The sequence below is a fragment of the Bartonella sp. B23 genome (genome assembly GCF_053793815.1).
The window spans coordinates 1,066,679-1,089,549 of record NZ_CP200033.1 but is presented as its reverse complement, the minus strand read 5'-3'; the positions used below and the strand labels follow the sequence as shown (position 1 = coordinate 1,089,549).

At 36.0% G+C, this 22,871-nt stretch carries 16 protein-coding genes, 1 tRNA gene and 2 pseudogenes; 16 read left to right on the top strand and 3 right to left on the bottom strand.

The genetic code is table 11. The features are described 5' to 3' along the window. Position 1 precedes the first annotated feature (1 nt). Positions 2 to 283, bottom strand: a complete 282-nt coding sequence (locus V4B17_RS04885; protein WP_455479071.1) for a DUF6460 domain-containing protein — start codon at positions 281 to 283, stop codon at positions 2 to 4. Between the two features lie 449 nt (positions 284 to 732). Here V4B17_RS04885 and V4B17_RS04880 point away from each other — a divergent pair. The 10 genes and pseudogenes from V4B17_RS04880 to V4B17_RS04835 all read left to right on the top strand — a co-directional run. Continuing rightward, positions 733 to 1,275 (top strand): annotated as a pseudogene (locus V4B17_RS04880) (exodeoxyribonuclease VII large subunit); the annotation flags it as partial. 142 nt (positions 1,276 to 1,417) lie between these two features. Continuing rightward, positions 1,418 to 3,043 (top strand): ABC transporter substrate-binding protein, encoded by a 1,626-nt coding sequence (locus V4B17_RS04875; RefSeq protein ID WP_455479068.1) that lies wholly within the window; start codon positions 1,418 to 1,420, stop codon positions 3,041 to 3,043. Between the two features lie 424 nt (positions 3,044 to 3,467). Next, complete coding sequence (xseA, locus tag V4B17_RS04870) at positions 3,468 to 4,898, top strand: exodeoxyribonuclease VII large subunit (protein WP_455479070.1); 1,431 nt, start codon at positions 3,468 to 3,470, stop codon at positions 4,896 to 4,898. Next, positions 4,876 to 5,502, top strand: a complete 627-nt coding sequence (locus V4B17_RS04865; RefSeq protein ID WP_455479069.1) for a DNA-3-methyladenine glycosylase I — start codon at positions 4,876 to 4,878, stop codon at positions 5,500 to 5,502. Before xseA ends, V4B17_RS04865 begins: the two co-directional genes overlap by 23 nt. Positions 5,503 to 6,890: 1,388 nt before the next feature. Further along, positions 6,891 to 8,516: an ABC transporter substrate-binding protein gene (locus V4B17_RS04860; RefSeq protein WP_455479068.1), complete on the top strand. Its 1,626-nt coding sequence runs from the start codon at positions 6,891 to 6,893 to the stop codon at positions 8,514 to 8,516. Between the two features lie 403 nt (positions 8,517 to 8,919). Continuing rightward, positions 8,920 to 10,521 (top strand): ABC transporter substrate-binding protein, encoded by a 1,602-nt coding sequence (locus tag V4B17_RS04855; protein ID WP_455479067.1) that lies wholly within the window; start codon positions 8,920 to 8,922, stop codon positions 10,519 to 10,521. 104 nt (positions 10,522 to 10,625) lie between these two features. Further along, positions 10,626 to 11,699, top strand: coding sequence for an ABC transporter permease (locus V4B17_RS04850; RefSeq protein ID WP_455480187.1), 1,074 nt, complete (start codon positions 10,626 to 10,628; stop codon positions 11,697 to 11,699). A 2-nt stretch (positions 11,700 to 11,701) separates the two neighbouring features. Beyond that, entirely contained in the window at positions 11,702 to 12,631 is a 930-nt protein-coding gene (locus V4B17_RS04845; RefSeq protein ID WP_455479066.1) for an ABC transporter permease, read from the top strand. After that, the gene (locus V4B17_RS04840; protein WP_455479065.1) at positions 12,624 to 13,508 is read left to right on the top strand and encodes an ABC transporter ATP-binding protein; all 885 of its coding nucleotides are present in this window, start codon (positions 12,624 to 12,626) and stop codon (positions 13,506 to 13,508) included. Before V4B17_RS04845 ends, V4B17_RS04840 begins: the two co-directional genes overlap by 8 nt. Beyond that, entirely contained in the window at positions 13,495 to 14,277 is a 783-nt protein-coding gene (locus V4B17_RS04835) for an ABC transporter ATP-binding protein (protein ID WP_455479064.1), read from the top strand. Before V4B17_RS04840 ends, V4B17_RS04835 begins: the two co-directional genes overlap by 14 nt. A 1,211-nt stretch (positions 14,278 to 15,488) precedes the next feature. Here V4B17_RS04835 and V4B17_RS04830 read toward each other — a convergent pair. Further along, complete coding sequence (locus V4B17_RS04830) at positions 15,489 to 15,734, bottom strand: hypothetical protein (protein WP_455479063.1); 246 nt, start codon at positions 15,732 to 15,734, stop codon at positions 15,489 to 15,491. 106 nt (positions 15,735 to 15,840) lie between these two features. Here V4B17_RS04830 and V4B17_RS04825 point away from each other — a divergent pair. Continuing rightward, positions 15,841 to 16,622, top strand: a pseudogene (locus V4B17_RS04825) (DNA adenine methylase). 136 nt (positions 16,623 to 16,758) lie between these two features. On the opposite strand, the gene V4B17_RS04820 reads toward V4B17_RS04825, so the two are convergent. Beyond that, a tRNA-Thr gene (locus V4B17_RS04820) sits at positions 16,759 to 16,834 on the bottom strand. 1,750 nt (positions 16,835 to 18,584) lie between these two features. Here V4B17_RS04820 and V4B17_RS04815 point away from each other — a divergent pair. The 5 genes from V4B17_RS04815 (at position 18,585) to V4B17_RS04795 (ending at position 22,848) form a co-directional block, all read left to right on the top strand. After that, positions 18,585 to 20,042, top strand: a complete 1,458-nt coding sequence (locus V4B17_RS04815) for an amino acid permease (protein ID WP_455479062.1) — start codon at positions 18,585 to 18,587, stop codon at positions 20,040 to 20,042. 12 nt (positions 20,043 to 20,054) lie between these two features. Then, positions 20,055 to 20,735 (top strand): energy-coupling factor ABC transporter ATP-binding protein, encoded by a 681-nt coding sequence (locus V4B17_RS04810; RefSeq protein WP_455479061.1) that lies wholly within the window; start codon positions 20,055 to 20,057, stop codon positions 20,733 to 20,735. Then, a complete protein-coding gene (locus V4B17_RS04805; RefSeq protein WP_455479060.1) occupies positions 20,732 to 21,370 on the top strand; it encodes an energy-coupling factor transporter transmembrane component T family protein in 639 nt (212 codons plus the stop codon). Before V4B17_RS04810 ends, V4B17_RS04805 begins: the two co-directional genes overlap by 4 nt. Beyond that, complete coding sequence (locus tag V4B17_RS04800; RefSeq protein ID WP_455479059.1) at positions 21,367 to 21,921, top strand: biotin transporter BioY; 555 nt, start codon at positions 21,367 to 21,369, stop codon at positions 21,919 to 21,921. Before V4B17_RS04805 ends, V4B17_RS04800 begins: the two co-directional genes overlap by 4 nt. A gap of 618 nt (positions 21,922 to 22,539) precedes the next feature. Beyond that, positions 22,540 to 22,848: a hypothetical protein gene (locus V4B17_RS04795; protein ID WP_455479058.1), complete on the top strand. Its 309-nt coding sequence runs from the start codon at positions 22,540 to 22,542 to the stop codon at positions 22,846 to 22,848. Positions 22,849 to 22,871 lie beyond the last annotated feature (23 nt).

Sequence of the window (22,871 nt, the reverse complement as noted above, 5' to 3'; positions counted from 1 at the left end):
TTTATTTTTTATGAAAAATACGTAAAAAAAGGAAAATAGGTACAACGATGATTGCTCCCATCACAGTCATATAAAAGATGTTTGCAAGAGTTATAAACCCTGCTTCCCATAAGGATTTTAAAAATTCTGTTATTGTTCGTATGAAACTTCGAGGTGTCCATCCAAGAAAGTTCATCACGATGCCGACAAGAAGTGAAAGAATGAGCAATTTTATAGTAACACGTCCGAATGTTCCTCCAAGAAAAGCATGAAAAGAATTGGATGTATTTTTCCTTTTGTTCATTTTGACAAATTCCTAAATATATTGCGTTCCCGTTATATGACACGCAGTGCCGTCATCATAAAAAAAAGTGATAAGATTTTTTACCTATGTGTTTTTTCTGCGTCTCTTTCGGGTTTACCATCTTGTAATACTGGTGTAGCGTCTGTGCTGGTTTTTGAAACATGCTCGTGTTCAGTTGGCATTTTTCATGATATTTCCATAGTATTTCCTTTATTAATTTGTCGAATATTATTTTGTTTTGTGAGAATTATAGGTGGATGTTTATAATGTTTCGACGCTTGATGTGACGATAAGAACTTTTTAATACATCATCCTCCTATAACGGAGCAATATGTTGTATACAGAATAAAATTTCAAGATGTTCTATTTTATAGTATAGCATCCATTTCGATAAAAGCATGCTTGCATGAGTATCAAGATTAGGTACTTCAAGTTAGTGAATTGAAAAAATGATAAATTTGTTTGTCGAAAAAACAGTAAAAACGGATTTAACAGAATTTGGTCTTTCTAAAATAGTAGGGGTTTTAAAATGCGTTGTTGAAGAAAAGTTTTGTTATGTGCGGGTGTGTAGAGAGATATCAAGTTTTGCGGTGTCCATGCTTTGAATTATGTCTCTTTTTGTTTTAAAAATGATCAGGTGCGATTGGAGGCCATTATTTGGTGCGGCGTTGTGGAAAACTCAAATTCCCTCCGGAAGAAGGGATGGAAGTAATCGCTGTTGGCAAGCTTACAACTTATCCGGGATCATCGAAATATCAAATTGTCATTGAAGCGCTTGAGCCAACGGGAGTTGGTGCTTTGATGGTGCTTCTAGAAAACCGCAAAAAAGCTTGCTGATGAAGGTTTGTTTGACGAAGCTAATAAGAATCTTTACCTTATATGTATATGCCTCAGGTTATAGGCATTGTGACATCACCAAAGGGCGCTGTCATTTATATATATCAGATTGTTTTCCTTTGCATATTTTGGTTTGGTCTGTACGTGTTCAGGGGGGCAAGGGGTAGGAAGTAGCTGCTATTCTTGAATGTTTTATACTCTGCTTCTAGGAATTATGGTTTCTAAGTCTGATCTTATTATTTTGCGCGTTATTGTTGCATAGGGAATTTATATAATAAGCTTTATAAGGAAAAGTCTATGAACGTAAAAAGAGGGATATTAAAAGGCAGCGCTTCTTTTGTTTCTGCTGTTCTTGCAATGGGGATTTTTATGCAACAAGTTTCAGCCAAAACACCTACCGATACGCTTGTGATGGCTTGGAATCTTGATGCAATTAGTACATTTGATCCTGCACAACTCAATGACCATTATGGAAATGAAATTGTTCTCAATGTTTGTGATAATTTAGTTGATACTGCTACAGATGATGCTGCTAAAATAGTTCCTTCTTTGGCAAAAAGTTGGGATGTTTCAGGTGATGATCAGAGCACGGTAATTGCTTTTCATTTGCGCGATGATTTGAAGTTTAATGATGGTCGGTCTGCTAACGCTCATGATCTTGTTTGGGGTATGAGACGGGTTGTTAAATTAAAGATGGCCAATGCAGCGACGTTTAATGAATATGGGATTACAGAACAAAATGTTGATGACGCTCTTCAAGCACCGGATGAGAAGACGGTGATAATGAAGTTTGATAAGCCTTATCCAGCAGAGCTTATTCTTAGCAATATTTCCACTAGTCGCACTGCTGCTTTGCTTGATCGTGAGACAATTATGAAACACGAACAAGATGGTGATATGGGAAACAGGTATTTGGCTAGCCATGCCGCTTGTGTTGGCCCTTATCAGTTAAGTAGCTGGCGTCCTGGAGAAGCTATTTTATTGCGTGCAAGTTCCAACTATTGGGGGAAGACACCTAAACTGAAGAAGATTTTAATTCGCCATGTTGCGGAGCCAGGAACACAGCGCCTGTTATTGCAAAAACATGATATTGATGTTGCACGTGATCTGATGCCAGAGGATTTAGCAGATCTTCAAGCAACAACGGATATTAAAGTTGAAAAAATATTGGAACCATCCGCGTTGTATTGGGGGTTCAATACAACAAATCCAATTTTTGCCAATGAAAAAGTGCGTTTAGCGATGCGCTATCTTATTGATTATGAAGGTCTTGGAAAAACCCTTCTCAAAGATGTTGGTATTCCCCGTGCAAGCTTTATTCCTCTTGGTAATCTTGGTGCTTTGGATGAAAAAGAAGGACAACCCTTTAAACTTGATCTTCAAAAAGCCAAACAACTTTTAACAGAGGCAGGTTATCCAGAAGGGTTTGAGGTAAATTTTTTGGTGGGCACCTCTCCTTATGCTTTGCCCATTGCTCAGTCTATCCAAGATAATGCGGCAAAGGCGGGAGTGCGTTTTAAGATTGAACGTTTTGCAGGTACGCAGTTGTTTTCCAAACTTTATGCGCGTGCTTTTGATACCATTTTTGTTGGGTGGAGTAACGACTCTGCTGATCCTCATACAATGGCTTCACGCCTTATTTATAACCCTGATAATCGTTTTGAGGCTAAAAAAACGGCTTATCCAAGTTGGCATAACGGATATTTTGATGCAGAGATGAATAAAAAGGTTGAAGATGCATTGTTTCAAAAAGATTCACAGAAGCGGGTACAAATGTACACCGATATGCAACGTGAACTTATGCAGAAAGGACCTTATGCTTTCATTTTCCAAAAATATGCTGTTGCGGCTATGACACCTGATATAAAAAAATGGGTTTGGAATAGTGCACCACGCATTTTTTATAGTGCAATTGAAAAATAAGTGGGCAACAAATTTATAAAATACAAAAAGAGCGTTGTTATGATGTATTTGACGTATTGCACAGCATTTAAGAACTTTGCAATACATTGAAATTTATAGGCGATGGATTGATATGTTGTGTATAAAATATCATTTCAAAACATCCCTATTTTAGAGAGAGATTCCACTCTTATTAAAGGTATTTTTGTGTGGGTGTTAAGGTTGGATACTTCAATTTTTGTTGATACAATTTATAAGGTGGAATAATTTTGGTGGATTCCATATAGTGGCTTTAGGTATCATTTATAACTCTCATAATCAGTTTGAGGCTAAAAGTATAGATATTCTGGTTTGTGCCATGGATTTTGGATAAAAATATAAATTAAAGGGTTAAATACGCTGTGTTTTAAAAAGATTCACAGAAAAAAGCGTAAAGAATTGGAAAATGGTAAGTTTGTTTGGTGAAAAAACAGGTGCAACGAATGTAGCAGAATTTACTGTTTCAGAAATAGCAGGGGCTTTAAAGCGTGTTGTTGAAGAGAAGTTTGGTTATGTGCGGGTACGTGGGGAGATATCAGGTTACCGCGGTGTTCATGCTTCGGGGCATGCCTACTTTGCTTTAAAAGATGATAAGGCGCGGTTGGAGGCTGTTATTTGGCGCGGTGTTATGGAAAAGCTCAAATTCCCTCCGGAAGAAGGGATGGAAGTTGTCGCTGTTGGCAAGCTTACAACTTATCCGGGATCATCGAAATATCAAATTGTCATTGAAGCGCTTGAGCCGACAGGAGTTGGTGCTTTGATGGTGCTTCTAGAAAACCGCAAAAAAAAGCTTGCTGATGAAGGTTTATTTGATGAAGCTAAGAAGAAACCTTTGCCTTATATGCCCCGAATTATAGGTGTTGTGACATCACCAACAGGCGCTGTCATTCGCGATATCATTCATCGTATATCAGATCGATTTCCTTTGCATATTTTGGTTTGGCCTGTACGTGTTCAGGGGGAAACAAGTGGGCGGGAAGTAGCTGCTGCTGTTGAAGGTTTTAATGCTCTCCCTTTAGGGGGTATTGTTCCAAAACCTGATCTTATTATTGTTGCGCGGGGAGGAGGAAGTTTAGAAGATTTGTGGGGGTTTAATGACGAAGCTGTTGTTCGTGCTGTTTATGCATCTGCTCTTCCGGTTATTTCTGCTGTTGGGCATGAAACAGATTGGACTTTGATTGATTATGTTGCTGATTTGCGCGCTCCAACTCCTACAGGAGCGGCAGAGAAGGCTGTTCCTGTCAAGCTTGATCTCGAAGTGCATGTGGTGTCGCTTGGTGCACGTTTGCAGAAGGGATTGGCGCGTTATTTTTATTTTCATCAACAAAAATTATGTGCTATTACGCGCGCTCTTCCAACTGCTGACCAACTTTTTGCTTTACCGCGTCGTGGTTTTGACGAGGTTTCAGGTCGATTACAGCGTGCTCTTTGTGTTAGTTATGATAAAAAACGTTTTTATTTTTATGCACTTGTTATACGTCTTGCACCACGTTTGCTGAATATTGAAAAGGCACAACGCAACACAAAGGAATATACTATACGTCTTTATCGTGCTTTTATGCGCAATATGGAAAAACAACGTGCTGAGCTAGAGGTGGCGTTTAGGCTTTTAAAAAGTACTTCGTATCAGAATATTTTAGAGCGTGGTTTTGTTTTGGCTTTGGGGAAAGATCATAAGCCTATTAAACGGTTGGTGCAGATTCCTGAAACGGGGCAATTAAATTTACGCTTTTTTGATGGTGAAATTAGCGTTTCAATGCATGATTCTGTTCTCAATCGGTTTTCAAAATCTAAACGGATCAAATCGAAGCAAGATGATCAAGGAATGCTCTTTTAATATGGGAAATATGGTGCTTGATGAAGGGCTTCTCATGGGAGCGGATGGAAAAGTTCGTTGTGCATGGTCAGGAACTGATCCACTTTATTGTGCTTATCATGATAATGAATGGGGAAGACCTGTTTTTGAAGATCGCTGTTTGTTTGAAAAAATTTGTCTTGAAGGTTTTCAAGCAGGACTTTCTTGGCTCACGATTTTAAAAAAAATATCTTTTTTTCGAAATGCATTTGATCACTTTGATTTTGAAAAAATTATCCATTATGACGAAGTAAAGGTGCAAATGTTGATGCAGAATAAAGGCATTGTTCGTCATCAAGGAAAAATTCGATCAGTGCTTAATAATGCATTTAGAGCGCAGGAAATTGTACAAGAGTGGGGATGTTTGTCCCACTATTTTTGGTCTTTTCAACCGCCACAATCGGAGCGTTATGAAAAGGTAAATTTTCAAACACTGTTTTCTAACCCTATAACACCTGCTTCTCTTCGTCTTTCTAAGGATTTGAAGCGACGTGGTTGGACATTTGTTGGTCCCACAATTTGTTGTGCTTTTATGCAGGCCATAGGAATTGTCAATGATCATCTTGAAGGGTGTTTTTGTCGGTAAATTTGGAAAGCAGCTGTAATGGGTATTGTTTAGTAGAGTAATAAAAGAACAGAGAATATTTTTTTGATTTTTTATCTCCTTGTTGTTATTTGATTATTTCTTTTTATCATGGATGATGGAAGGCTAATTTTGTTAGAGACAGTAATGTGATGTTAAAAAAATCAAGAAAAATCAGTTGTCGGTTTTTTAAGAATGGTTTTTAAAGTTTTTTTATTTCTGAAATCATTATGAGAGCAATTTATCTTATTGATTTTTAATAAATATGTGTCTGTTTTATTTATATAGCAGCTATCATAAAGCAAATGACGGATATTTTATTTATAGTTATTGATGAAGGCAAATTGGTTTTCAAGTTTTTAGCGTAGCACTCTCATTGTATTGTTCTTTTTGTTAAATTTTTGTTGAATGTATAATAATTATTTTATCTATATAGCATCTGATTATCAAGTTCTTGTGTTATATTTTATTATCTGATAGCTTTCTCTTTTAGAAAGTAATTTTGCTGCGTGTGCGTTCCGATTTTTGGGGAAGAATCTTAAATTTAGATGGATTTGTATCCGCTATATCGCTTGGTTAAATCTCTAGAATTTTTCGTTGAAAACAAGGGGTTCTGCGGTGTATTTTTTGGTGTGCATTTTTGTGGTTGCGAAGAAATGATGAACATTGAAATTGGGGATGGTTTATGGCCAAGGATGTTTTTTGGGGGGTAGGTATGGCGAGTTTTGCTTTTACCAGTGAAAAGTACTTTTTATTATGAATTTTTTTATTGTCTACGGTCTTTTTGAAAAGATACAGTTTAGAGGGTTTTGGTAGTTCTGGTTTCCATTTTATCTCTGTTGACTCGTTTAGGATTATTGGTAGATAGGAAAAATTTTCTTTTGCGCTTTATTTTTAAAAAATTAAGCAATTTTTTATGGGGAGCAGATTTTAGTTGGGATGTCTTTTCGTGTTTTTCTGTTTTTTTCGCGTAGCATTTGATAATGCAGTAAGGGTGCGTGTATATCTTGAGACTGATGGTCCGAAAAAATACGATTATTTTTAAAGTTTGCACATTGATTATTTTTAATACAGTTTAAAAGAATAAAATGGTGAACTTATGAATCTCCGTGCGGTGATTTTTCGCAAAGTTTACAGTCTCCGTATTCGATTTGGGAACAGGTATGGCTCAGTTGGAGTGCGAAGAGGTGTTGGGATGTGGATGTAGTGGCGGTTTATGGAAGATGTGTTGTGTATCTATTATAGTTTAATTAAACTGAAATTTATGAATTTAAAAGTAAATGTTTCTTTATGGTATGGTCTATATGTATTTATTCAATTTTTGTTGTATAAAGTTGATGTGTTATTTCAGAATGATGAGTTGATGTAATAAGCTTTATAAGGAAAAGTCTATGAACGTAAAAAGAGGGATATTAAAAGGCAGCGCTTCTTTTGTTTCTGCTGTTCTTGCAATGGGGATTTTTATGCAACAAGTTTCAGCCAAAACACCTACCGATACGCTTGTGATGGCTTGGAATCTTGATGCAATTAGTACATTTGATCCTGCACAACTCAATGACCATTATGGAAATGAAATTGTTCTCAATGTTTGTGATAATTTAGTTGATACTGCTACAGATGATGCTGCTAAAATAGTTCCTTCTTTGGCAAAAAGTTGGGATGTTTCAGGTGATGATCAGAGCACGGTAATTGCTTTTCATTTGCGCGATGATTTGAAGTTTAATGATGGTCGGTCTGCTAACGCTCATGATCTTGTTTGGGGTATGAGACGGGTTGTTAAATTAAAGATGGCCAATGCAGCGACGTTTAATGAATATGGGATTACAGAACAAAATGTTGATGACGCTCTTCAAGCACCGGATGAGAAGACGGTGATAATGAAGTTTGATAAGCCTTATCCAGCAGAGCTTATTCTTAGCAATATTTCCACTAGTCGCACTGCTGCTTTGCTTGATCGTGAGACAATTATGAAACACGAACAAGATGGTGATATGGGAAACAGGTATTTGGCTAGCCATGCCGCTTGTGTTGGCCCTTATCAGTTAAGTAGCTGGCGTCCTGGAGAAGCTATTTTATTGCGTGCAAGTTCCAACTATTGGGGGAAGACACCTAAACTGAAGAAGATTTTAATTCGCCATGTTGCGGAGCCAGGAACACAGCGCCTGTTATTGCAAAAACATGATATTGATGTTGCACGTGATCTGATGCCAGAGGATTTAGCAGATCTTCAAGCAACAACGGATATTAAAGTTGAAAAAATATTGGAACCATCCGCGTTGTATTGGGGGTTCAATACAACAAATCCAATTTTTGCCAATGAAAAAGTGCGTTTAGCGATGCGCTATCTTATTGATTATGAAGGTCTTGGAAAAACCCTTCTCAAAGATGTTGGTATTCCCCGTGCAAGCTTTATTCCTCTTGGTAATCTTGGTGCTTTGGATGAAAAAGAAGGACAACCCTTTAAACTTGATCTTCAAAAAGCCAAACAACTTTTAACAGAGGCAGGTTATCCAGAAGGGTTTGAGGTAAATTTTTTGGTGGGCACCTCTCCTTATGCTTTGCCCATTGCTCAGTCTATCCAAGATAATGCGGCAAAGGCGGGAGTGCGTTTTAAGATTGAACGTTTTGCAGGTACGCAGTTGTTTTCCAAACTTTATGCGCGTGCTTTTGATACCATTTTTGTTGGGTGGAGTAACGACTCTGCTGATCCTCATACAATGGCTTCACGCCTTATTTATAACCCTGATAATCGTTTTGAGGCTAAAAAAACGGCTTATCCAAGTTGGCATAACGGATATTTTGATGCAGAGATGAATAAAAAGGTTGAAGATGCATTGTTTCAAAAAGATTCACAGAAGCGGGTACAAATGTACACCGATATGCAACGTGAACTTATGCAGAAAGGACCTTATGCTTTCATTTTCCAAAAATATGCTGTTGCGGCTATGACACCTGATATAAAAAAATGGGTTTGGAATAGTGCACCACGCATTTTTTATAGTGCAATTGAAAAATAAGTGGGCAACAAATTTATAAAATACAAAAAGAGCGTTGTTATGATGTAGAGTGATGAAAAGTATCCTCCCTCCCTCCGCATAGAGTGGTCTTACAGCCGTTTAGGGCGTGAAATTGTGGAGGGTTTTTTACAGTACGGTTGAGATGCGGCTTATGGTTTATACGGGAAGTGGTATTGATAAGCATGAAAAGTAATGTTTTTAGGGATATTTGTTCATTGTGGTATAGATGGTATGCATCTCAATTATGGTTTGATGTGTGAAGAGCTTGTTTTATGAATATTTGATCGGTGAAGTTGATGTCTTGCGCTATGCTACTGAGGGATGAAAGAGGGAAATTAAAACTACTCTGTATGAAGAAGATAAAATAAAATGCCAAAGAAAATGGTGAAGTGAGAAAAAAGAAATGTTTAAAAATTTTTGTATTTCATTAAGCATAATCGGATTTTTAAATGGATTTATATCACCAGCACTAAGTACATCATCTAAAGATACATTGGTGATGGCATGGAATATTGATTCAATTAGTAGTTTTGATCCAGCTCAATCGGTTGAGGTTGTGGCGAGTGAGTTATTGATGAATATTTGCAGTGCGTTAGTGCAGTATGATAGGCATGATCCCACAAAAATTCGCCCTGCTATGGCTCAATCTTGGGATGTCTTAGATAACGGGACAAGAATCGTTTTTCATCTTCGTGATGACTTAAAGTTTGATGATGGAAGAGCCGCGACAGCGCAGGATCTCGCATGGTCGATGCAACGCATTATTAAATTAGGATTGAGTTATGCTCAATCTTTGATGGATTATGGGTTCAATAAAAATAACATTGAAACAAATATTAAAGCTCTCGATGATAAAACTTTACAACTGAAATTAGATAAACCCTATCCTATCCAGCTTATATTGACGGTGATTGGACAGTCTTACGCTTCTGCTTTGCTTGATCGGCAAACAATTGAAGCAAAGAGTGTTGGCGGGGATATGGGTAATAAATATTTGGCCACGCATTCGGCTTGTGTTGGACCGTACAAATTAGTACGATGGTCTCCAGGGGAAAAAGTGGTACTACAGGCTACGCAACATTATTGGGGAGATATGCCTAAAATTAAGTATATTGTAGTGCGGCATGTGGCTGAATCAGCAAGCCAGAGATTGCTTTTGGAAAAAGGTGATGTAGATATAGCGCGTGATCTCTCTTCGGAGGATATTTTGGATATTGAAAAACAGAGAGGAGAGATCAGAATTGATCGTGTTTTGCGACCGCAAATTGTTTATCTATCGCTAAACAATAAGAATGCAGTTTTTGCTAACGAAAAAGTGAGGTTGGCATTTCGTTATTTGGTTGATTACGAAGGTCTTGGAAACACTGTTGTAAAGGGCATTGCAGTTCCACGTACGAGTTATATGCCATTAGGAATTCCTGGCGCTTTGGATGAAAAAGAGGGATTGTTTTTTAAGTTAGATTTAGAAAAAGCAAAGCAGTTGATCCGTGAGGCCGGTTATCCTGATGGTTTTACGGTTAATCTTTTGGTCGGTAGTCTTAGTTATATGTCGTCTGTTGCGCAGTCTATTCAGGCTAATGCACGCAAAATCGGTATTGAGCTCATAATTGAAAAAATGGCGCAAAATCAATTGTTAAGCCGCGTACGTGGTGGAAATTATGACACTGCTATCATGGGATGGGGAAGTTCTGATCCTGATGGTCATCCTGCTTCATTAAATCACGTTTTTAATCCTGATCCAACCTTTACAAAAAAACACAATATGTATTTGGCTTGGCGTGCTGGATATTATGATGAAAATGTCAATAAAATGGTGATGGATGCTTTGTTTGAACAAGATCAAAATAAACGTATTTTGCAGTATCGTGCTCTACAGCATTATGTGTTTGAACATGGCCCTATGGTCTATTTATTTCAGACATACTATACCATTGGTATGGGACCGGCAGTAAAAAAATGGGTTTGGAATAGTTTTAGACTTTACTACAATGATGCAGAAAAATAGAGTATGTTATGAAGAAAATTTTAGAGCGTGCTTGATGCGGCTTTTCTTGCTTGTACAAAAGGTGTTATTTTTATGTTTGGTGGCTATCGAGGGGGGGTATTATGATGGTTTTGCCATTTTCAGAATCTGAAAAAGAAGCATCACAAAAGCAAAAAAAGATGTTCGTATGGGACCTTTTTTTCAAGATACTAAAATTGTTTATTTCAGTTTTTTTTACGCTGCTTGGTTTGGTGACTGTCACTTTTTTTATTGGCCACCTGCTTCCTTTAGATCCCGTTCTTGCTATTCTTGGTGATAATATTAGTCAAGAGGCTTATGATGCAATGTTTCATAAGTTGGGTCTTGATAAGCCATTGATTATCCAATATTGGAACTATATTTGTAATATATTTTTGTTTGATTTTGGAGATGCTTTAACCTCAGGTCGTCCTGTCTTGGAAGATATCATGCGGGTGTTTCCAGCGACGTTAGAGCTTTCCACAGTTGCTATTGTGATTGGTACGAGTCTTGGTATTCCATTTGGTGTTTTTGCGGCAATGTATCGCGATTCATTTATTGATTACTTTGTCCGGACTTTTACACTCCTGAGTTATTCAACCCCAACTTTTTGGCTTGGGCTAATGGCGTTATTGGTCTTTTATGCCAAGCTTGGCTGGATTAGTGGCCCAGGACGTATTGATTTTATTTATGAATATTCTTTTGAACCGAAAACAGGATTTTTTCTCTTGGATACCGCCTGTCAGGGACAGTGGGAAGCCTTTGGTAATGTTTTCAGTCATATTATTATGCCTGCTTTAATTTTAGCTTTTGGCGCTATGGCTTATATTAGCCGTATGACACGCGTGTTTATGATTGAACAACTCAATCAGGAATATATCATTACTGCGCGTGTGAAGGGATTATCGTTGGCGCGAACAGTTTGGGGACATGCTTTTCGTAATGCTGCGGTTCAGGTTATCACTGTTGTTGCACTTTCTTATGCTTTTTTATTAGAAGGTGCTGTGTTAACGGAGACAGTTTTTGCTTGGCCTGGTTTTGGGCATTACTTGACCAATGCTCTTTTAGCTGGAGATATGAATGCAGTCGTCGGATGCACATTGCTTGTAGGGTTTCTCTTTGTCGTTATTAATTTATTTTCTGATTTGCTTTATCGAATCTTTGATCCAAGGACACGTTGAATATGACAATAACTAATCATAATGAATCGCAATCGTCATTTTCTTTGGGACGTTGGTTAAATGAATCTGTTCCACGGTCAATATCGCAGGCAAATGTACAAAGAATTTATCATGCATTGATTAAGTTTTCTCATAATTTTTCGGCTCTATTGGGTCTGATTATTATTTTTATTATTGTTTTATGTGCGATTTTTGCTCCTTGGATTGCTACTGATGATTTTGTTAGCAATGATCTTGCGCATCGATTGCAGCCACCCTCTATGTCGCATTATTTTGGTACAGATGAATTGGGGCGTGACATTTTTAGTCGTATCATTTTTGGTGCACGTATTACGCTTTATGTTGTTTTTCTCACTACAATTATTGTGGGACCGATAGGACTCATTGTTGGGACTGTATCTGGCTATATAGGAGGATGGGTGGATACTACTCTTATGCGCATTGTTGATATTTTTCTCGCTTTTCCAGCTTTAATTTTAGCTCTTGCTTTTTCAGCAGCTTTGGGACCAGGTATTGAAAATGCATCTATTGCTATTTCGATTGCAGCATGGCCGCCAATAGCGCGTTTAGCACGTGCTGAGACTCTGACGATACGTTCATCTGATTATGTTTCTGCTATTCGTTTGCAAGGGGCATCTGCTTGGCGGATTATTTTGTTTCATGTTGCACCGATGTGTATTCCTTCAGTGGTGGTACGGTTAACATTAGATATGTCTGGAATTATTTTAACGGCTGCTGGTCTTGGTTTTTTAGGGCTGGGAGCTCAATTACCAAGTCCTGAATGGGGAGCAATGCTTTCATCTGGCCGTGAATTTATGATGACAAATTGGTGGTTGGTGGCGATACCGGGTTGTGCAATACTGTTAGCAAGTCTTGCTTTCAATTTGTTAGGTGATGGACTTCGTGATGTATTGGATCCGCGCAATGGATAAAAAGTTATTAGAGATAGAAGATTTACGTGTTGCTTTTCCCACAAGGCGTGGCATTGCAGAAGTTGTGCGCGGCATTAGCTTTTCTGTTGGAAAAGAAAAAATTGGAATTGTTGGCGAATCCGGGTCTGGAAAGTCAATAACTGGGCGTGCAATACTTAAATTAACTCCAAGAGCAGGAATGGTCAAAGCTAAAAAAATGCACTTTGATGGTGTCGATTTATTGCGTGCAAGTGAACATCAGATGCGAACTATTCGGGGTAAGCGTATTTCGATGATTTTACAGGATCCAAAATATTCGCTTAATCCATTGATACGGATTGGGGAACAGATTATGGAGGCTTACCGTATTCATTACCGTGTTTCAAAAGCTGATGCGTGGGAGCAGACAATTTCTATGTTGGAATCTGTTCATATTCGTGATCCAGAGCGTGTAATGCGGTTGTTTCCTCATGAAATATCAGGTGGTATGGGACAGCGTGTAATGATTGCAATGATGCTTATTCCTAAACCTGATTTAATTATTGCAGATGAGCCAACCTCTGCACTTGATATTACAGTAAGACGTCAAGTCTTATCGGTATTAGATGAGCTTGTTACTAAATCTGGAACGGGACTTATTTTTATTAGTCACGATTTGAATATGATTGCTGATTTTTGTGACCGTGTTTTGGTTATGTATGCAGGTCGTGTGTTAGAAGAATTGCCTGCGTGTGACTTATCGCACGCTTGTCATCCTTATACTAGAGCTCTATTAGCGAGTTTACCACGGCTTGATAATCCTGTTGATGTTTTAGCTGTTCCTGAACGCGATTCTGATTGGTTGCATCATCCTACGATTATTAATGGTGTTGAAGAGGTTATTCATGACGAATTGTAAGAATATCATTGACGTTTCTAATTTATCGGTAACTTTTGGGAACAGGCATAAAGCAGTAACTGTTGTTAAAAATGTCAACTTTCATATTAAGCGTGGCGAAGCTTATGGTTTGATTGGCGAATCAGGATGTGGAAAATCAACCATTTTGAATACACTGGTTGGGTTGATTCCAGATTATAGTGGGTGTTTCATTTTTGATGGAGAAGAAGTTTCAAAAAAAAAAGATAAGAACTTTTTACGCCGTATTCAAATGGTTTTTCAAGATCCTTATGCTTCGCTTCATCCAAGAAAAATGGTTCATACTGTCCTGTCTGAATCTCTCAAAATCCATGGGATGGATAATTCAAAAAGGCTAGTGCATGATGCTTTAAATTCTGTTGGTTTAGATTCTTCGTTTCTTTATCGTTATCCGCATGAATTATCTGGAGGACAACGTCAGCGTATTGCTCTTGCACGTGCTCTAATTATCGAGCCAGAGGTTTTGTTGCTTGATGAGCCAACATCTGCATTGGATGTATCGGTACAGGCTGAAATTTTAAATTTGTTAAAGTCGTTACGGGAGGAAAGAAATCTCACTTATTTGATGGTATCCCACGATCTTGCTGTTGTGGCACACATCTGCGAACGTGTTGGAATTATGCATAAAGGGATTATTCTTGAAGAGCTTAGCAATGATGATTTGCGCAGTTTACACGCACAACATAACTATACAAAGATGTTTTTTGAAGCAAGTATTGAGCCTATTGTTCGTGGAGAAGAAAGCGCGTAATGAGTTTTATAAAAGAGAAAATATAATTTTTCTGTTGTAGATTTCTAGAAATGTTTCGCATTGTTGTTGCAATAGGGAGCCTTTGTATTTTTTATGGTATGAAATTTTGCTAAAATAATTTACTGGGAGATGGTTTGACTATATATTAATTTTGCTGGTCGTGTATGTATTATAAATCATGCAGATGCCCTGATGTGTATTGTTTTCTAATAATTATTATATTGTTTTTTTGATTATAAACTTATGTTCAGAAGTTTTTATTGTAGAACTTTGAGCGTTCAGTTTGTGAGCAATCACAAGTGGTTTGTGATATCGTATTTCCCGAAAAATTTGACCATTTTGTAGAGTTTGGTTTTTATTGTCCTTGATTGGTTTTGGCTTTTTTACAGTTTGAGGTTTTATTTATCCAAAAACGCTAAGTTTTATTCTTAAAAGGAGGTTATTTGGAAGAAAAACAGATTTTGTGAATAAAAAAGGTAGCATATTGTGTTACCATTTTTTATAAAGTGTATATGCAGATAACAATATGTCTGTTGTTACGGACTTGTCTTGAAATTAATAGTGTATTCTACTTGAAAAAAAATTCTATGAATAGACCAGTTCTTTGAAAATCTTTTGTTGGTGGTCGACTTCAATTTTTTGGTTTTGTCAATGATAACATTGATGATATCTTTTTTTAGGATTTTATAGGGTAAAAGAGTATCAGGATAAGAATTACGGTCACGCTGTATACTGCATAGGTAGTGAGTGAAGTGATCGTTTATTCAACATGCTCTTAAACTTACGGTCTTGAATATTCTCTGGAGTGAAAAAGGATTGTCTATAGGTTCCTACAAGACAAAAATGTGTTGTAGGTATTTTGTCCTTCTAGTGCGATAAAGTTAACAGCTCCTTGTAGAGCAGTATAGTGAAGATTAGCGCTGCTGTAATTATATTTATTAGGAGCACTACTTATCAGAAAGTAAGGTTCCTGTTTTTTCACAGGTGTGTAAGAAGAAGCCATTCCGTTTGTCTTATTTTTTCCCTAAGATAGATGTTCTCATATTGGCTAACAGTTGCACTTTGCTTAGCCATACTGGTCAATCCAGTATACAAGAGAGCACTAGGTATGACCAAATAGCTTATATTTATTGCATAATGGTTTTTACTTTTGATTCACTATCCAAGCAGTACCAGTTGTAAGCGAAAGTCCCAGAAATTTTTATTTTCTCCTAAAGGGTTTTGTTTAGTATATATTTATAAGGTGAACCACTTATTGTGATATAGTTCTTTGCAAGTTTGAAAGAGTTTTGATTTACTTTCCAAAAAACTTGAATGAGTGAAAGATTACGTCCACTGGTAAGAGAAGAAGTATCTACTTTAATGTTGTTCTTTTCCAAATGTCCAGTGATATAAACAAGTTTAGTACTTGAAACATCACCATAAATTAGAAGATAGTCAGCTTTTTGTTTGTTCATGATAGCGCTATTACTCCGTTCGACGTTGAAATGAATTTCTACTTTTCCTGTAGCATTGTAGCCTTTTTTGCTATTTTTCTGCCATATCCTATGGCAACGTGTGGTAATGATCTTCTGTTGGTTCTTCAAAAACAGCGGCAAAAAAGTATTAGCAAAAACCATTGTTCAGATTATAGAAGGCATCTTCCATAATATTTATGCTGAACTTTTTATTGGAATGGGAGGAATTTTCTTTAGGAGAACATTGATACCAGTTGTGGAAATCATCAATGATCGCTCAGGGGAGATGTGATCAATTTTTTCAGAGTTTTGCAACGCCATTATCGGCCTTTTATGGATATGCTAAAGTTCCAAATCAGCATCCGTTAGGCATTTCAACGTCTCTCACGGCAAGAGCAAAAGGATTTAACCGATTTAGAGCGTGTTGTTCGGTTTTTGTATTTGCAACGGTCAAGTTTTAGCGGCAAGGTGGTAAAGCGCACATTTGGCGTTGAAACGAGCTGTGGTGCACGGTTTAATTATTTTAAGGTTGAAGCGTCATTAGAGCTTCTTTGCCAGCGCTTGGCAAGGGTTGCGATTGAAAATACAGATTGGTCAGACTTTATTCTTCGCTATGATAAATAAAACGTTTTGTTTTACCTTGATCTGCCTTATTGGGGTGCTGAGAATTACTATGGAAAAGATTTGTTTAAACGAGAAGATTATCAGGTGATGGCTACGATTTTTGCGCAATTAAAGGGCAAGTTTCTTCTTTCTTTAAATGACGTACCAAAAATTCGGAAAACCTTTAGTCAATTCCATATAAAAGAGGTCACCACATCTTATTTATGTGGCAGCTCAAATAATACTATTGCTAAAGAACTGATCATCACAAATTGCGATTTTTAATAGAAAAAAGAATCCTTGAAGGGCCTGTGAAGATCCTTTAAAGTCTCCTTGAAAACCCTGTGAAAAAATAAATCTGTACAAAACGAGGCAGCAAGCTACAAAGCTATAACCAGGTGGCAAGCTACAATAAACAAAATGGTGCCGCATGCCGGATTCGAACCAGCGACCCCATCATTACGAATGATGTGCTCTACCAACTGAGCTAATGCGGCGTATGTTTGTATATTAGCTAGACAAAAGCCAGTTTGAGGGTAATAGCCAAAAGTTCGCACAAAAGCAAGTATGCATTTTTTTCAATAATTTATAAATGCTGTAATTATTGAGATAGGAGGTGGGGGAGCGCAAAGAACAGGAGTAGAATAGTATTTTTTTGATTTTAATGCTATAAAATGCTTTTCAATTGTAAGATCGCGTTTAAACTTAGAATATTGCATAAAAAATGCATCTTTGGAGTGGAAGGTGATGTTAGGATTTCCTCATAAAGATAAAAATATCTGCTACTTCTATGGAAATGAAGAATTTTATTGGGTAGGCAATGGGGAGAATAAAAAATATCATCAATCTTTATGAGGTGAAGATAAGATCAATAGAGTCAGCAGAAAAATTAATTCTCATTTTTATAGAAATGAGGGTGAAAATGGTGGATTAATGAATTAAATACGTTTTTATTTAAAATAGAGTAAGAGCCATGTCTGATGAAAATAGGCTAATAAAGTTAAAAACAAAACTATCCTATCAAAAAAATCTTATTGACGAGATTTCTTGTATTGTAATTGATCAATGAAAAAGTTTGAATGAGATATTTGAAAAATTTAGTATTTTAATGAGGAGATTTTCAGATTTAGAAGAACGGAGTGGTTTCCAAGATATTATTTCGCTATCTTCTCATCAACAGATGATATTAGATACCTTGAATTTTTTCAAGATTCAACAGAGGATAAGCCATTATGATATGGGTTTTTATCGTAATTATATTTGATTACTGCCCATCTTTTTATTTAATGCATTCTGTTAGATATGGAGTATAGCTTTTATAAAATTCAAAATCTTCTTCGTTTTTTCCAGAAATTCCAATCTTATAAGGAGTTCTGATATTATCTAAGAAGCATTTCCTATATGCGCTTCCGTGGTGCTGAAAAACAGAGAAAACTTTTTGGAATGCTCTAATTAGTGATTATGGGAAAATTAGCTATTTCGAAACCGTCAGTTTTCCGGTACAGACTTTTTTATAGGTACGATGAGAGATTAAATTTAATCGTTAATAAAAAAATGGGTCGATACGCAGTCACTTACAGCGATAATGAGCCGGCTGTGCTCATTATAAGATGCTTTTAGTCTGCCCCTTTTAACAAAATAGTTTTCAGCCATTTTATAAAATTAAATTTTCTAAAATATATTAAAAGTATATTAATTGTGTATAGCACCATAAATTCTAGAAGAATTTTATCAAGATCAAATATATTTTTCTGTATATAATATTTTATGAAAACGCTTTTGTTTTTTGCGATTCAAAATACAACATATTACTGCTAAGGCACCCGAGATAGACCATGCTGGTAAATAAGTAAGAGCAATGCAAATTGAGGATAGGAAATCTGGTATGGTATTACATATAGACTGATTAAGACGATAAATATCTGTCTGCAGAAGGTTTGCTAATATTTTATTTAAAGGGTTTGTCGTCCAATGTGATGCACTTACAGAGTGTGTACTATCAATGACGAATGCTATAATTGCTAGTGTAACGAAAATGAAAGCGATTAATTTAAGTAAAGGACGGAGCATATTTCTTCCTATAATTTTAACGGAGCATTCACATAATGCACATCAAAACAAGGAGTTGCATTATAACAAGAAAATAAGTTTACGTTCGTTTTGTATTTTTTTGAAAAAGATGCATAAAAACCATGATTGTTTTGTCTCGATGAAAATTTAGGTTGAATTCAACAAAGATAATGAGGAATGATGTTTGAGGAAAAGCACAATGAATTGAAGCGTAATCTTCAAAACCGTCACGTTCAAATGATTGCTTTAGGTGGTGTTATTGGAACAGGCCTTTTTTATGGGTCGACAGAGTCTATCAAATTAGCTGGACCTTCAACAATTTTAGCATATCTCTTTGGGGGACTTATTATCTATTTCATCATGAGGATGCTTGGTGAGATGTCAGTGGAAGAGCCAACATCAGGTGCTTTTAGTTTCTTTGCCTATAAATATTGGGGGAGTTTAGCTGGTTTCATAACAGGTTGGAATTATTGGTTTCTTTATATTCTCGTTGGTATGACCGAACTTACCGTTATTGGATTTTATCTAGATCATTGGATTTTGATTGATCATTGGAAGTCATCCTTTATCGTTCTTTTTTTTGTGACATTGATTAATTTATTGAATGTTCGTTTTTACGGTGAATTTGAATTTTTCTTAGCTTTGATTAAAGTTTCTGCTGTTGTTGGTATGATTATTTTTGGAATTTTTCTTATTTTCATTGGAATAGATGGATATGAATCTGGTATTCATAACCTTTGGTCTCACGGCGGTTTTTTCCCTTATGGTGCAACAGGAGTTGTTTTGGCTACGTGCGTGGTGATGTTTTCTTTTGGAGGAACAGAATTAATTGGTGTTGCTGCTGGAGAGATATCAAATCCACGAAAGACAATTCCAATCGCTGTTCGTAAAGTTATGTGGAGGATTGTAATTTTTTATGTTGGCTCTATTGGTGTTATTATGATGATGAGCCCGTGGAGTATGATCGGGAACAATGGTAGTCCTTTTGTTACAATTTTCGAGACAATAGGAATTCCAGCTGCTGGTCATATTTTGAACTTTGTAGTCATTATGGCTGCTATTTCAGTTTACAATAGCGGTATTTATTCTAATAGCCGTATGCTTTACAGTTTAGCCATACAAAAAAATGCTCCACATATTTTTAGCAAACTTAGTGCTGCTCGTGTTCCTTACATTGCTGTCCTTTTTTCATCGATTTGTACTGCGATGATTATCGCTGTTAATGCTCTTATCCCTGATAACAGTTTTATGCGGATCATGGCTCTTGCAACTGCAGCAGCGGTTATTACTTGGGCTATTATTGTTATTGTTCATTTGAAATTTCGAAAAGCGCATAAGAACAGAAAAAGGGCTTTTATTTATGCGTTTGATTTATATCCTTACGCTAACTATCTTTGCCTCTGCTTTTTTGCTTTATTATTCTGCATTATGTGTGTGAGTGGTTTTGGGAAGAATGGATTAATGGCTCGAGGTTTTGATATGATAGGGGTAAAGACGTCTTGTCTTGAAGCATATATCCCTGTGCAGATGCCTGATATGAGTTTATCAATTCTTATTATTCCTGTATGGTGCTTATTTTTACTCTCGAGTTATAAACTAATCGATAGCGGTAGAAAAGGCAATAAAAGGGATTGATTGGAATAAATCTTGGGGATTATAAAGTTTGATAAAGTAACACAAATTTTTGGAGATTTGTGTGTTTTAAAGAATATTACTGTACAGCTTACTGAAAGACGAATCGCTGTTATTGGTGCGAACGGTTCTGGGAAAAGTACATTTGTTCGCCTTATCAATGGGTTACAATTACCTTCTCATGGTTTTGTAAGCGTTGATGGGCTTGATACAAAGCGCGATGCAAAGGCAGTAAAACGTAAAGTAGGATTTGTTTTTCAAAATCCTGATAATCAAATTATTTTACCATTAGTGGAAGAAGATTTATCTTTTGGACTCAAAAATCTAAAACTTAGTAAAGATGAAATTAAGGAGCGTGTAGATGAAATTTTACAGCGCTATGATCTTCAAAATTTTAGAAATCATGCAGTTCATTTATTAAGTGGTGGGCAAAAGCAACTCGTTGCCATTTCCAGTATAGTAGCAATGAATCCAGACTATATTGTTTTTGATGAACCAACAACATTACTTGATTTACGAAATAAGCGCCGTGTTACGCACGTTATAGAAGAATTATCACAAACGGTAATTGTTGTATCACATGATTTGGAATTTCTTAAAAAGTTTGATAGAGTGCTGGTCTTTGAAAAGGGAGAAATAGTTGTTGATGATGTACCTTTTGTTGCGATCAAAGAATATATAGAAAAAATGTCGTGATCGGCTTATATTTTCATCAAGATACGTTTATTCATAGGCTCAGACCAGGAGGAAAGCTGTTATTCCTTGTTGTATGTGCAACTAGCCTGTTTATGGTATCGTCGATATTTATCCTTTTACCCTTTTTGCTATTTGTATCTTTATTGTATAGAGTTGCGAAAATTCCTTTTAAAAATGTATTAAAACAGCTTAAAGCAATGGGCTTATTTTTAGTTCTTATATTTGTTTTTCAAGTTCTTTTTAAGAATTGGTCTACAGGTTTTGAGGTTATATTACGTCTTCTTTCTCTTGCTTTTTTGGCATCACTTTTATCTTTAACAACAAAAGTTTCAGATATGGTGAATGCAATTGAAACATGGCTTCAACCATTTCAACGCTTTGGTATAAATCCATCAAAATTTAGTATGGTGTTATCCATGGCAATCAGATTTATCCCAGTTATTAGTGAAAAATTCAATGAAGTGCGTGAAGCACAAAGGGCACGTGGATTTGATGCAAGTATTATTGCTCTTGCAATGCCATTAATTATACGAACTATAAGGATGGCTTCAGAAGTTGCTGAAGCATTAGATGCGCGTTCTTATGATTGTGATTCTGATGATGAAGTTATTCATGATAAGGGGATCATCCAATGAATACAAAAGATCTAACCTATATTGCTCTATTTGCTGCTATTTACGCGATTTTAGGACTTTTTCCTCCTATTTTCCTTCCTATTTTTCTTGGGCTTCCTATTACTGCTCAGTCAATGGGACCAATGTTAGCAGGGTCTATATTAGGCGCGAAAAGAGGAGCTTTAGCATCTCTCCTTTTTCTTGTGCTTGTTGCTATTGGTTTACCTTTATTAGCTGGTGGACGTGGAGGAATCGGTGTTTTTTTGGGAGCTGGTGGAGGTTATATAATTGGTTATCCAGTTGCTGCATTTTTTATTGGTTTTATGGTCGAGCTATTTTGGCGTCATCTAAATTTTATTACATTGTTTGTGATAAATACTGTAGGTGGAGTTGGAATTGTTTTCCTTTTTGGAATACCATGGATGAGCTATATTACTCAAGTTCCTTTGCTAACAGCTTTAATAAGTTCATTAGGTTTTTTGATTGGTGATTTTCTGAAAGTGCTGATTTCATCTTTTGTTGCACTTACAGTTAAAAAATCTACTCCTCTCATTACCCAAAAGGAAGGGTAGTTCTTATGTTTGAATTGAGGTTGTGTATCGCAGTTTACATAAAGATAAAAAGAGAAGACATGCTATAAAGTTTTTTTGTTTTATTTTTTGTGCCATAGGTGAGAGGGCATGTACCAAGATAAAAGCATCTTATTATACGACTACCTAAATGTTGCATGACTATCCAAATTGCCAATATAAGAGACCAGTAGTATAAAATTCGCACAGAATATCATATAAGATATATAAAAGGGTAAAAAATAATCTCTGCTGTTTATAAGAGATATTTTTTGATTTTTGTTTAAAATAAATTTATTGAAGAATTTTTAGATGTTTTATTAAGCACAAATTGTGATTTTAAATTTTTTATCAGCAAATTTATAGTTTTTAACGTTAAAAGTTAACAATTAGAAATAATGATTGTGTTTCTATCAATAGCATATTTTGATATATTTATAGCAAAAAACATATAATATAATTTATTTAATGGAATATTATTTTATATATTTGTTTAATGAAATAAATATTGAAACATTTTTATCTTTTTGTATTATATAATTATTGATATTTATGCAAAATGATATAATATTATTTTAACATTACGTTTTTTTAAATAAGAATAAGGATCAAAATAAAGCTATGAATATAAGATATTACTTTGCTGTGTGCATTATTATTTTAAGTTTCTTGTCTGTTGTAAAAGCGTCTGGACATGTAGTTTCTCAAAGAGAAGAATCTGTTATTGTTATTCCTACAGTTTTTGCGACAAATATATTTTGTGATGATCAGATGAATTCTTTATTAAATAAAGTTGTTACACCTGTCCATTCAGGTAATTATGGTGCTTTTTGGAAAAGTATAAGATCAATCTTTCAGAAAGTAGCGCGTGTATATGCTGATTTAGGATCATATTTATACAATTCCATATTTTCCATATTTAATTGGTAGAATGCAAAAGAATGCATTGTTTG